We start from the raw sequence: 11,871 nt of genomic DNA, 5'->3' as shown, positions 1-11,871 counted from the left end.
TCGGGGAGAGGGAGGGGCCCGATGCCGAAGGCGGCGGGAGGGTGAGGGGGCGGCTCCGGCCCTTCCACTGAAGCAAGCGCCTGGGGATATCGCGTCATGAAGGCTGCGGCGGAGATCGGAATACGCGCATCGGCGCCGACGAGGCCCGTCGATGCCCGCCGCCATCCGACCCGCGCCGCCCGGATCCGGCGCACCGCGCTGGTGTTCCTGGCGCCGGCCGGGATCCTGGTCCTGGTGCTGGTCGCCTATCCGCTGCTGCGGGTGCTGTGGGACAGCCTGCGCTACGTCAACCTGGTCAACCCCTCGGTCACCGGCTTCGCCGGCTGGGACAACTACCTGACCGTCTGGGAGGACGGCGACTTCCTGCCGGCGCTGTGGAACACCGCGGTCTGGACCGGGCTGTCGGTGGCCGGGGAATACGCACTCGGCCTCGCCTCGGCCGTGGCGCTGGCCCAGCCGGTCAGGGCCCGGGCGATCTTCCGCGGCCTGATCATCATCCCCTGGGTGATCCCGATCGCCGTCGCCGGGCTGAACTGGACCTGGATGCTGACGCCGGACTACGGCATCCTGAACATCTGGATGGTCAAGCTGGGCCTGCTCGACGCGCCCTATCCCTGGCTCGGCCAGATGGACACGGCGCTCTTGACCGTTACCTTCGTCAACATCTGGCGCAGCTATCCGTTCTACACCCTCAGCCTGCTGGCCGCGCTGCAGGCGATCCCGCGCGAGCTGCACGAGGCCGCGGCGGTGGACGGGGCAGGGGCCTGGCGCCGCTTCCGGGTGATCACCCTGCCGCATCTGCGCACCGTGTCGCTGACCCTGATCTTCATCCACATCGTCTGGACCGCGATCAATTTCGACTTCATCTGGGTGATGACCCAGGGCGGCCCGCTGAACGCGTCGGAGACGTTGCCGATCATGATCTACCGCTACGCCATGCAGGATTTCGACGTCGGCGCCGCCTGCGCCGTGGCCTCGATGTCGATGGCGTTCCTGGCCAGCCTGTTCTTCGTCTACCACTACGGCGTCGCCCGGCGCCGGCGGGAGGGCTGATGGTCGTCGGCGCCTCCCAGCGGTCGCTCCGCGGCGTGCTGACCTACGGCACGCTGATCCTGTTCGCGGCCTACAGCCTGTTCCCCTTCCTGTGGATGATCGACACGGCGCTGAAGCCGGTGGCGGAGGTGCGCAGCGCCGATCCCAGCTTCTGGATCGACGCGCCGACCCTGTCGAACTTCACCCGGGTGCTGCTGGACAGCGAGTTCCTGACCTATTTCCGCAACAGCCTGATCGTCGCCGCCGGATCGACCATCCTGACCATCACCGTCTCGGTCTTCTGCAGCTACGCCCTCAGCCGCTGGGCCTATCTGTCGCTGTCGCGGCTGGTCGGCGGGGCGCTGCTGCTGTCGCAGATGATCCCGGGCGTACTGCTCCTGGTGCCGCTCTACATCCTGATGCAGCGCCTCGGCCTGCTGTCGACCTATGCGGCGCTGATCATCGTCTACTGCACCTTCACCATCCCGCTCTGCACCTTCATGCTGAAGGGCTTCTTCGACGCCGTGCCGCGCGAGCTGGAGGATGCGTCGGAGATCGACGGCTGCTCCCGCACCGGCTTCATCCTGCGGGTGCTGCTGCCGGTCTCGGCGCCCGGCATCTTCGCCACCGCGGTCTTCGCCTTCGTCACCGCCTGGAACGAGTTCATGTTCGGCTATGTGCTGATCAACAGCGACGCGCGGCGGACGCTGACGCCCGGCATCATGCTGTTCAAGGGCTCGCACCTGACCGACTGGGGCGGGCTGATGGCCGCCTCGGTCCTCGCCGTGGTGCCGATCGCGCTCGGCTTCGTCTATCTCCAGCGCTTCCTGGTCGAGGGCCTGTCGGCCGGAGCGGTGAAGGGCTGACGGTTTCCGAGAATGGAAACTGTTGTTGCCTTCGCGATCGGTTTCGGATAGTTTCCATATGAGGAAACTATTGGACTGAGGCATGCAGCCCCTCGACCGCATCTTCGTCGCCCTGTCCGACCCGAACCGGCGAGGCATGGCCGAACGCCTGAGCCGCGGCCCGGCGACGGTCACGCAGCTGGCCGAGCCGGCGGGGATGCGGCTGCCCTCGGCCGTCAAGCACCTGCGGATCCTGGAGGACAGCGGCATCGTCGTGTCGCGCAAGGCGGGCCGCGAGCGCACCTATAGCCTGCGGCCCGCCGCCCTGGCCGTGATCACCGACTGGGTGCGCGACCGCGAGGCCGCCCTGTACGCCGCCTTCGACCGCCTGGACGCCGCGATGCGCGAAATCCCCGAGGAGGAACCGTGACCACCATCGACCATCACACCTTCGTCGTCGAGCGCGAGCTGCCCGGCAGCCCGGCCCACGCCTTCCGCTTCTGGGCGGAGCCGGAACTCAAGCGGCGCTGGACCGACTGCCACCCCGACTGGGCGGTGCTCGAAGACCTGTTCGACTTCCGGGTCGAGGGCGTCGAGGCCAAGCGCTGGCGGATGCCCGATGGCCAGGAGATGACCTTCCGCGCCCAATACCTCGACATCGTACCCGGCCAGCGGATCCTCTACGCCTATGAGATGAGCTTCGGCGGCCAGCGGGTCTCGGCCTCGCTGGCTACGGTCGAACTGCTGTCGGCCGGGCCGCGCACCCGGATGAAGTTCACCGAGCAGGCGGCCTTCCTCGTCGGCGGCGACGGCGCCCGCCGCCAGCGCGTCGGCGGCACCGAGACCGGGTTCGACAGGCTGGTCGAGATGATCCGGCAGGATCTCGCTGGCAGTCTTTAGAGCGGATTGATACCACCGGCCCGAAATACTGACCCGTCATGGCGAGCCCCGAAGGGACTGGCCATCCAGCGGCACCGCCCCTGGATGGCCACGTCGCTGCGCTCCTCGCCATGACGGGGAAGGGATCGGATACTCAATCTCGCCGGTGTCATTCCGCTCTAAACACAATGTGCAATTGTGTTAATTCGTAATCTCGTTCATGATACGTTCTATGAAGGAGATCCCCGCCGATTTCGATGTCCAGGCCTATGGCCGCGGCTGCTCGCTGCAGCAGTGCGAGATGCTCACGCGCCTGGCCGAGATCGGCATGCGGCTGGCCGAGACGGCCGGGGCCCGTGCCCTCGCCGCCCAGGCCCAGCCCACGGCTGGGGCCCAGTCCGCGGAGGCTCAGGCCCCGGACCCCGGTCTCGCCTTCGCCCGCTACGCCCATCTGGTGCGCCAGACCCTGGCCCAGCGCGCCCGCGCCGTGCAGGACCTCTGCGCCCGCGACGGTGGCCGCGAGGCTCGCCGCGCCCGCCACCGGGAGGAGGTCGAGGACGTCATCATCCGCCTGATCGGGGACGACCGTGGCACCGACCGCACCCGCTTCGCCGATGTCAGGATGCAGCTCGACCAGGCGCTGGTCGAGCTCTATGGCGACCAGGACGACCCGGTCGAGAACCGCACGGTCCCGTCGGTCGTGGCCGGGCTCGTCTGCGGCCTCGGCCTGGTCCGGCAATGGCGCCGCTACCAGCCGCGCTACGAGAACGGCCGCCCGGGCCTGCCGGCCGGCAGCCCGGCCGAGATCCGGGCCGAGCGCGCCAGCCGCCGGGCCGCGGTCGTCGCCATGGTCGAAGAGGCCATCGACGAGGTCGCCGACCCTACCCGGATCGCCGACCTCAAGGCCGGGCTGGCGGTGCGGCTGCAGGAGCCCGACATCGACACGTTGCTCGACACCGCCAGCACCGAGAAGGCCACGGTCCGCCTCTGCCGCTCCCTGGGCATCGACCTCGACTCCGACATCTGCCTCGAGAACGGCCCCGGCGCCCTGCTCGACAGCAGCTGAGCGCGATTTCGGGTCGGATCACATCAGCGGCCTTCGAGATCGACTCTGCGGTTCCTTTCCGTCATGGCGAGGAGGCGAAGCCGACGTGGCCATCCAGGAGGCCGGGTGCGAGCGGCCCTGGATGGCCACGCCCCTGCGGGGCTCGCCATGACGGACCAATATTTCAGGCCGATGGTTTACGGGATCGCAGCGAGCGTTGTCTCACCGCCTCGATGCGATCGGACGACCCGATCTGGCCTGAACTCATCCCGCATTTACGCCAGCGCCAGCGCGGCAACGACGGCGATCAGGACCAGCTGCGTCCCGGCGATCCACAGCAGCCGGGTGCGGAACGGCTCCTTCCACGTCTTGTGGCGCAGCAGCCGCTGCCCGGCGATGGCGCCGGGCGTGCCGCCGATCGCGGCCAGGGTCAGCAGCGTCCGTTCGGGGATCCGCCGGCGGCCGGCGGCCGCGCACCATTTGTCCCAGGCGAACAGCACGAAGGCGGCCGCGCTGGCGGCGAGGAGGTAGAGCGCCAGGGCGGTCATGCGGCCGGAAGGATGGGCCGGTCGAAGCGGAAGGCGCTCTCGGCCAGCACCGCGCCGCCGAAATGCTCCAGCCGGTCGGCATAGGGCTCGCCGCCGAGATGGCGGTAGAAGCCGGTGGCGCGGAAATTCGCGGTCAGGGCCCACAGCATGAAGGGATTCATGCCGCGCTCGGCGAACCAGCCGGAGGATGCGGCCATCAGCGCCCGGCCGTGGCCCCTGCCCTTCGCCCGGTCGAGCAGGTAGAGGGCGTAGATCTCGCCCCAGTTCCAGCCCGGCGCGCCGCGGGCCCGGCCGCACAGGGCGAAGCCGACCGGCACCGCCCCGCCGGCCGGGGTCGGGTCCAGCGCCAGGAAGGTCGCGGTGCCGTCCTCATGCGCCAGCGAGCGTTCATGGCCGCGCTCGCGCTGGGTCACGGTCATGCGGTCGAGATACTCGTCCGGCACCAGGCCGCGATAGGTCTCCTGCCAGGACTGGACATGGATCCGCGCGATCGCCGGCGCGTCGGCCAGGATCGCGCGGCGGATCATGTCAGCCTTCCTCGCCTTCCAACGGATCGGCCGCCTCGCCGGGGGCCGCTTCGGCCCTCGGCCCGCGCTCCAGCACCGCGACGAAGAAGCCGTCGGTGCCATTGGCCGCGGGCGACAGGCGCAGCATGCCGTCGGTCGGGGCCGGGCCGGTGCCCACCGCCTCGTCCCACACCGTCTCCACCGGCACCAGCCGGTAGTCGGGATGGGCGGCGAGGAAACCCTCGACCTGCGCCTCGTTCTCCTCGCGCAGCAGCGAGCAGGTGGCGTAGATCACCCGGCCGCCATCCGGCTTGGCCAGGCGGGCGGCGCTGTCCAGGATCTCGCGCTGGACGCCGAGCAGCCGCTGCAAATCCATCGGCCGCCAGCGCGCGTCCGGGTTGCGGCGCCAGGCGCCGGTGCCGCTGCAGGGCGCGTCGACCAGCACCCGGTCGAACTTGCCGCGCTGCTTCTTCACCCAACGGTCGCGCTCGTTCTCCAGGAGGCGCGGCTCGACATTGTCGATGCCGGCGCGGCGCAGCCGCTCCTTGCCGCGGTCGAGCCGGCCCTTGGAGACGTCGCAGGCCACCACCCGGCCCTTGCCCTTCATCCGCGCCGCCAGGGCCAGCGCCTTGCCGCCGGCGCCGGAGCAGAAATCCACCACCTGCTGGCCCGGCCGGGCGTCGACCAGCAGCGCGATCAGCTGCGAGCCCTCGTCCTGCACCTCGATCAGGCCGGACTGGAAGGCGGGATGGCGGCCGAGCTGCGGGCGGCCCTTGACCCGGATGCCCAGCGGCGACAGCGGCGTCGCCACCACGTCGAGCTTGCCGGCGGCCAGCGTCTGCAGCACCTCGTCGCGGGTGCCGCGCAGCTCGTTGACCCGCAGGTCGAGCGGCGCCTGGTCGAGCAGCGCCGCCACCTCCGCCTCGAAGCGGTCGCCGAAATTGGCCTCCAGCGAGGCCGCGGCCCAGTCCGGGATCTCGCTGCGCACCGGCTTCGGCATGTCGGGATGGTCGAGCGGCTGGCCAGCCGTGGCCTTGACCAGCTTGTCCTCCGGACCGTCCAGCGGGATCGGGGCGTAGGTCTCGCCGGAGAACAGCCGGCCCATATCCTTGACCGCGACGCCTTCGGCCAGGGTCAGCTCGGCGATCACCCGGTTGCGCGGCGTGTCCTCGGCCTCGACCCGGGCCAGCCACCAGCCCAGCCGGGCGTGGTGGCGCAGCACGGCATAGACGCGGGCGGCGATCTCGCTGCGGTCCTTGGACCCGATGAAGCGGCGGGTGCGGAAATAGGCCGAGACCAGGGCGTCGGCGGGGCGGTTCTCGATGCCGAGGCGTTCGAGAATGTCGATCGTGGCCTGGATGCGGGCGGAGGGGGTCATGGTCCGGAGCGTAGCAGGAAAACGCGCCTTCTACCGCGCTTCGCCTGTGCCGCGCCAGCTTTTGCCCGACGGCGCGGGCGAGCTATGCGCTGCCGGTATCAGCTTCGTAGGTTGGGTTCGCGGCAAGCGAACCCAACAGGCCAAGCGTGGCGGCGTGAGATGTCGGGTTCGCGATCGCGAACCCAACCTACGCAGGGACGAGCCCCGCCTGCCATTCGTCGCGCACATCCGCCTCCGGGTCGTCGGTCCGAGCCGCCGCCAGCCGGCGCAGCCCGTCCGGGCCGAGCAGGCGGCCGAGGGCCCAGACCGCGGCGCCGCGAACCAGGGGCGAGGCGTCGTCCAGCAGCGGCTCGGCGGCCGGCGCCAGCGCCGGGTCGCCGCTGTTGCCGATGGCGACCAGGACGTTGCGCAGGAAGCGGTCGCGGCCGATGCGCTTGATCGGCGAGCCGGAGAAGGCCGAGCGGAAGCCGGCATCGTCGAAGCCCAGCAGCGACGCCAGGGCCGGGCCGTTCAGCTCCGGCCGCGGCGCCAGCGCCGCCTCGCGCGCCGCGGCGGCGAACTTGTTCCAGGGGCAGACCGCCAGGCAGTCGTCGCAGCCATAGATGCGGTTGCCGAGCAGCGGCCGCAGCTCGCGCGGGATCGGGCCCTTGTGCTCGATGGTCAGGTAGGAGATGCAGCGCCGGGCGTCGAGCCGGTAGGGCGCCGGGAAGGCCGCGGTCGGGCAGATGTCGAGGCAGGACCGGCAGGAGCCGCAGCGGTCGCGCTCCGGCGCGTCCGGTGGCAGCTCGATCGCCAGGTAGATCTCGCCCAGGAACAGCCAGGAGCCCCAGTCGCGCGACACCAGGTTGGTGTGCTTGCCCTGCCAGCCCAGCCCGGCCCGCATCGCCAGCGGCTTCTCCATCACCGGCGCGGTGTCGACGAAGACCTTGAGCTCCGTCTTGAACGTGCGGTGGATCCAGCCGCCCAGCGCCTTCAGCTTCTTCTTGACCACGTCGTGGTAGTCGCGGCCCTGGGCGTAGACCGAGATCACCCCCCTCTCCCGCTCCTGCAGCAGCGGCAGCGGGTCCTCGGCCGGGCCGTAGTTGAGGCCGAGCGACAGCACGGTCAGGGCGTCGGGCCACAGCGTCTGCGGGTCGGCGCGGCGGTCGGCATTCGCCTCCAGCCAGCCCATGTCGCCGTGCTGGCCCTCGCCGAGGAACAGCTCCAGCCGCTCCCTCAGCCTCGGGTCGGGCGCCGCGGCGGCGAAGCCGGCGCTGTCGAAGCCGAGGGCGAAGGCCTCGGCCCGGATACGGTCTTTTATGTCGGCGGCGCCGGTCATCCCCGTCCGCGATAGGGCGGCACGCCCTGGTCGGGCAGCCACAGGCCCTCGGGCGCCGGCCCGCTCTGGTAGAACACGTCGATCGGGATGCCGCCGCGCGGGTACCAGTAGCCGCCGATGCGCAGCCAGCGCGGCTTCATCGCCTTGATCAGCCGTTCCGCCACATAGACGGTGCAGTCCTCGTGGAAGGCGCCGTGGTTGCGGAACGAGCCGAGGAACAGCTTCAGCGACTTGCTCTCGACGATCTTCGCCGCCGGGGCGTAGTCGATCACCAGATGGGCGAAGTCGGGCTGGCCGGTGATCGGGCACAGCGAGGTGAACTCCGGCGCGGTGAAGCGCACCAGGTACAGCTGCTTCGGACGCGGGTTCGGCACCGTCTCCAGCACCGCCGCCTCGGGCGAGGCCGGCAGCGCCGTGGCCTGGCCGAGCTGGGTGAGCGCTTCCGTGCCTTTCGCCTTGCGGGCCATGGTGTCTCCTCAGAGGGCCGCGATGTCGCCCAGCGCCTGCTCAGCCTCGAAGGCGGCGGCGAAGGCGTCGAGCGTGCCGGCGGCGATGGCGCCGCGCAGCCCGGCCATCAGGTCTTGATAATAGGTCAAATTGTGCTGGGTCAGCAGCATCAGCCCCAGCACCTCCTCGCTGCGCACCAGATGGTGCAGATAGGCGCGGCTGTAGCTGCGGCAGGCCGGGCAGCGGCAGGCTTCGTCCAGCGGCCGCTGGTCGTCCTGGTGCCGGGCGTTGCGCAGGTTGACCGTGCCGCGCCGGGTGAAGGCCTGGCCGGTGCGGCCGGAGCGGGTCGGCAGTACGCAGTCGAACATGTCGACGCCGCGGCGGACCGAGCCAACCAGGTCCGAAGGCTTGCCCACGCCCATCAGATAGCGCGGCCGGTCGTCCGGCAGCGCCGGCACGGTGACGTCGAGGGCGGCGAACATCCGCTCCTGCCCCTCGCCCACCGCCAGGCCGCCGATGGCGTAGCCCTCGAAGCCGATCGCGGTCAGCGCCGCCGCGGATTCGAGCCGCAGCTCGGGGAAGACGCTGCCCTGGACGATGCCGAACTGGCCGTAGCCGGGCCGGGCGACGAAGGCGTCGCGCGAGCGCTGGGCCCAGCCCATCGACAGGCGCATCGAGCTGGCCGCCACCTCCGGCTCCGCCGGGAACGGCGTGCACTCGTCGAAGGCCATGGTGATGGTGGCGTCGAGCAGGTGCTGGATCTCGGTCGACCGCGCCGGGGACAGCCGGTGCTCGCTGCCGTCGAGATGCGAGCGGAAGGTCACGCCGTCCTTGTCCATGCGCCGCAGCTGGGACAGCGACATCACCTGGAAGCCGCCGGAATCGGTCAGGATCGGGCCGGGCCAGTTCATGAAGCGGTGCAGGCCACCCAGCCGGGCCACCCGCTCCGCCCCCGGGCGCAGCATCAGGTGGTAGGTGTTGCCCAGCACGATCTGCGCGCCGGTGGCGGCCACCTCCTCCGGCCGCATCGCCTTCACCGTCGCGGCGGTGCCGACCGGCATGAAGGTCGGGGTCTGGACCACGCCATGGGCGGTGTGCAGGCGGCCGGTGCGGGCGGCGCCGTCGCGGGCCAGGGGCTCAAAACGGAAGGGCTCAGTCATCTCTGTCCGAACGGTGCAGCAGGCAGGCGTCGCCATAGGAGTAGAAACGGTAGCCTGCGGAAATGGCATGGGCATAGGCCTGCTTCATCCGCTCCGTCCCGGCGAAGGCGCAGACCAGCATGAACAGGGTCGACCGCGGCAGGTGGAAATTGGTCACCAGCAGGTCGACGGCGCGGAAGCGGTAGCCCGGGGTGATGAAGATCGCGGTCGACCCGTCGAAGGGCCGCACGGTGCCGTCCTCGGCCGCGGCGCTTTCCAACAGGCGCAGGCTGGTGGTGCCGACCGCGACGATGCGGCCGCCGGCGGCGCGCACGGCGTTGATCCGGTCGGCGGCCTCCGCGGTCAGCACGCCGCGCTCGGCATGCATGACATGGCCTTCGACCGTGTCGCTCTTCACCGGCAGGAAGGTGCCGGCGCCGACATGCAGGGTCAGGCGGACGGTGTCGACGCCCCGCGCGGCCAGCACGTCGAGCAGGGGCGGGGTGAAGTGCAGCCCTGCGGTCGGCGCGGCGACGGCACCGTCATGCCGGGCGAAGACGGTCTGGTAGTCGGCGCGGTCGCGCTCGTCCGGCCCGTCCGGCCGGTCGATATAGGGCGGCAGCGGGATCTCGCCATGGCGCTGCAGCTGGCCGGCCAGGCCGGAAGGGTCGTCGCCCCCTTCAACGTTAAACTCGACCTCGACCTCGCCGGCCTCGCCCTTGGCGACGACGGTGGCGGCGAAATCGTCGGCGAAGCGGACCACGTCGCCGGGCTTCAGCTTCTTGGCCGGGCGGGCGAAGGCGCGCCAGCGCCCGGCCTCGGCCGGCTGGTGCAGCATGATCTCGATCCCCGCCAGGCCGCGTTTGCCATGCAGCCGGGCGGGGATGACGCGGGTATCGTTGACCACCAGCAGGTCGCCGGCCCTGAGCCGCCCCGGCAGGTCGCCGATCCGGCGGTCGGCGAGGCCGCCGGCCGCGACCTCCAGCATCCGGGCGGCGTCGCGCGGCTCGGCCGGCCGGTCGGCGATGAGTCGCCGCGGCAGGTCGAAATCGAACTCGTCGACACGCATGGCGAAGGCCTGGGTCAGCCGTTCTGCAGCGCCGGCATCGGCATGACCAGGTTCATCAGCGCCCGGAACGGGGCCAGGAACAGCAGGGCGCAGGCCAGCTTCACCGCCAGGTCGCCGGCCATCAGGGTCAGGATCGGCAGGCCGGTGCCGGCGAAGGCGATGGTGAAGAAGATCGCGGTGTCGACCACCGAGCCGAGGGCCGAGCCGATGAAGGGCGCGCGCCACCAGGCGGCGCGGCGCAGCCGGTCGAAGATGTGGATGTCGAGCAGCTGCCCGACCAGGAAGGCGGTGCCGGAGGCGACGGCGATGCGCCAGTCGGCCAGCCACAGCGACAGCACCACGGCGAGCGCGAAACCAGCATAGGCGACCTGGCGGGCGCGGCGCGGACCGAAGAAGCGGTTGGTCAGGTCGGTGACCAGGAAGGTGACCGGATAGGTGAAGGCACCCCAGGTCAGCCAGTCGTTGATCGGGAACTGGACCAGGTAGTTCGAGGCCACCACGACGGTGATCATCGCGATCAGTGCCAGGCCCATGCCGCGGGTTTCGGTGCGCAAGACAGGTTCTTCCAACAAAAAGCGCCCGCGGCGCAGCCCTCGGCGCCCGGGTCCGGTGGGGCTTTTAGCGCAACTCGGCCGGCTTGGCCACCCTTACGCCAGGCGTGATCACGCCAAGCGGGGCCGCAGCATCCGCCCTAGCAGGAACAGCACAATTCCGATCCCCAGGAAGACGCCGAAGATCATGGCGAACAGGCCGGGCAGGAACCAGCGCCCGACGAAGCCGTCGATCGACGCGTCGGCCGGATCGGCGGGGTCGTAGGCGACCGGCACGCGCTGGCCGAGCACGAAGGAGGTGTTGCGCACGCCGCTGCGGAACTGCGCCGTTGCCCCCTGCCCCGTCGTGTACTCGACCACCGGACCGATGGCGAAATCGACGATGACGCCGTTAGCCCTGGCCTGCCGGCTGCTGTTCATCTCCAGCAGGCCCAGCACGCCGGCGGCGATCAGCCCCAGCAGGCCGAGACAGACAAAAATCAGACCGACCGTCGATATAGCCCTGACGCCGGTGACTCGTGCCATCGCCGCCTCCCCCGTTTCGCTCAGGATCGGGCATAAGCCGGTATTGTGGCAATCTCCGGAACGGTCAGGGCTGGACCAGCAGGAACACGACCGCGCCGGCACCCAGCAGCAGGAAGGGGCTGACCCGGGTGAACAGCAGGGACAGGCAGGAGACCACGGCCACGGCCCAGGCCAGCATCCCGCCCTCCGCCGCCTGCAGCAGGGTGAAGGAGGCGGCCAGCACCATGCCGGCGGCGACCGGCGCCAGCCCGGTCTCGACCGCACGCTGCCACGACGCGCCGCGATATCGCGCCCACAGCCGCGCCAAGCCGTAGACCAGCAGCGAGGACGGCACGAAGATCGCCGCCGTCGCCACCAGCGCCCCGGCCCAGCCGGCGGCCTGCCAGCCGACCAGCGTCACCAGCAGCGACCCCGGCCCCGGCGTCATCCGCGACAGGCCGAACAGGTCGAGGAAGCGGGCGTCGGTCATCCAGCCATAGACGCCGACCGATTGGCGATGGATGTCGGCGATGATGCTTTGGCCGCCGCCGACGCTGAGGAAGGACAGCGGCACGAAGACGATCAGCAGCCGCAGCAGGATGCTGTCCAT

General features: G+C 70.7%; 15 protein-coding genes. 5 read left to right on the top strand and 10 right to left on the bottom strand.

Annotated elements, in window-relative coordinates; genetic code table 11:
- Positions 1 to 96: 96 nt before the first annotated feature.
- The 5 genes from AAHM41_RS11315 (at position 97) to AAHM41_RS11295 (ending at position 3,822) form a co-directional block, all read left to right on the top strand.
- Complete coding sequence (locus tag AAHM41_RS11315) at positions 97 to 1,053, top strand: carbohydrate ABC transporter permease (RefSeq protein ID WP_342236636.1); 957 nt, start codon at positions 97 to 99, stop codon at positions 1,051 to 1,053.
- A complete protein-coding gene (locus AAHM41_RS11310; protein WP_342236635.1) occupies positions 1,053 to 1,898 on the top strand; it encodes a carbohydrate ABC transporter permease in 846 nt (281 codons plus the stop codon). The genes AAHM41_RS11315 and AAHM41_RS11310 overlap by 1 nt, the downstream gene beginning before the upstream one ends.
- Positions 1,899 to 1,980: 82 nt before the next feature.
- Entirely contained in the window at positions 1,981 to 2,307 is a 327-nt protein-coding gene (locus tag AAHM41_RS11305) for an ArsR/SmtB family transcription factor (RefSeq protein ID WP_342236634.1), read from the top strand.
- Positions 2,304 to 2,777 carry an SRPBCC family protein gene (locus AAHM41_RS11300; RefSeq protein WP_342236633.1) on the top strand — a complete coding sequence of 158 codons (474 nt, stop codon included), beginning with the start codon at positions 2,304 to 2,306 and terminating at the stop codon, positions 2,775 to 2,777. Before AAHM41_RS11305 ends, AAHM41_RS11300 begins: the two co-directional genes overlap by 4 nt.
- A 211-nt stretch (positions 2,778 to 2,988) precedes the next feature.
- The gene (locus AAHM41_RS11295; protein ID WP_342236632.1) at positions 2,989 to 3,822 is read left to right on the top strand and encodes a hypothetical protein; all 834 of its coding nucleotides are present in this window, start codon (positions 2,989 to 2,991) and stop codon (positions 3,820 to 3,822) included.
- Positions 3,823 to 4,076: 254 nt separating this feature from the next.
- Here the strand turns inward: AAHM41_RS11295 and AAHM41_RS11290 are convergent, their stop codons facing one another.
- From AAHM41_RS11290 to AAHM41_RS11245, 10 genes are all read right to left on the bottom strand, one after another.
- Positions 4,077 to 4,349 (bottom strand): DUF1294 domain-containing protein, encoded by a 273-nt coding sequence (locus AAHM41_RS11290; protein WP_342236631.1) that lies wholly within the window; start codon positions 4,347 to 4,349, stop codon positions 4,077 to 4,079.
- On the bottom strand, positions 4,346 to 4,876 hold the full coding sequence (locus tag AAHM41_RS11285; protein WP_342236630.1) for a GNAT family N-acetyltransferase: 531 nt from the start codon (positions 4,874 to 4,876) through the stop codon (positions 4,346 to 4,348). The genes AAHM41_RS11290 and AAHM41_RS11285 overlap by 4 nt, the downstream gene beginning before the upstream one ends.
- A 1-nt stretch (position 4,877) precedes the next feature.
- Entirely contained in the window at positions 4,878 to 6,233 is a 1,356-nt protein-coding gene (locus tag AAHM41_RS11280) for an RsmB/NOP family class I SAM-dependent RNA methyltransferase (RefSeq protein WP_342236629.1), read from the bottom strand.
- A 187-nt stretch (positions 6,234 to 6,420) separates the two neighbouring features.
- Positions 6,421 to 7,551, bottom strand: coding sequence for a tRNA epoxyqueuosine(34) reductase QueG (gene queG, locus AAHM41_RS11275; RefSeq protein WP_342236628.1), 1,131 nt, complete (start codon positions 7,549 to 7,551; stop codon positions 6,421 to 6,423).
- Positions 7,548 to 8,018, bottom strand: coding sequence for a preQ(1) synthase (gene queF, locus AAHM41_RS11270; protein ID WP_342236627.1), 471 nt, complete (start codon positions 8,016 to 8,018; stop codon positions 7,548 to 7,550). The genes queG and queF overlap by 4 nt, the downstream gene beginning before the upstream one ends.
- 9 nt (positions 8,019 to 8,027) lie before the next feature.
- A complete protein-coding gene (gene tgt / locus AAHM41_RS11265; RefSeq protein ID WP_342236626.1) occupies positions 8,028 to 9,158 on the bottom strand; it encodes a tRNA guanosine(34) transglycosylase Tgt in 1,131 nt (376 codons plus the stop codon).
- On the bottom strand, positions 9,151 to 10,206 hold the full coding sequence (queA, locus tag AAHM41_RS11260; protein ID WP_342236625.1) for a tRNA preQ1(34) S-adenosylmethionine ribosyltransferase-isomerase QueA: 1,056 nt from the start codon (positions 10,204 to 10,206) through the stop codon (positions 9,151 to 9,153). Before queA ends, tgt begins: the two co-directional genes overlap by 8 nt.
- 14 nt (positions 10,207 to 10,220) lie before the next feature.
- A complete protein-coding gene (locus tag AAHM41_RS11255) occupies positions 10,221 to 10,760 on the bottom strand; it encodes a queuosine precursor transporter (protein ID WP_342236624.1) in 540 nt (179 codons plus the stop codon).
- A 108-nt stretch (positions 10,761 to 10,868) separates the two neighbouring features.
- Positions 10,869 to 11,282 (bottom strand): DUF3592 domain-containing protein, encoded by a 414-nt coding sequence (locus tag AAHM41_RS11250; RefSeq protein WP_342236623.1) that lies wholly within the window; start codon positions 11,280 to 11,282, stop codon positions 10,869 to 10,871.
- A 64-nt stretch (positions 11,283 to 11,346) separates the two neighbouring features.
- Positions 11,347 to 11,871, bottom strand: a complete 525-nt coding sequence (locus tag AAHM41_RS11245) for a chromate transporter (RefSeq protein ID WP_342236622.1) — start codon at positions 11,869 to 11,871, stop codon at positions 11,347 to 11,349.

It is taken from the genome of Inquilinus sp. OTU3971 (assembly GCF_038440215.1).
This window is presented reverse-complemented; position numbering and strand designations above follow the sequence as displayed.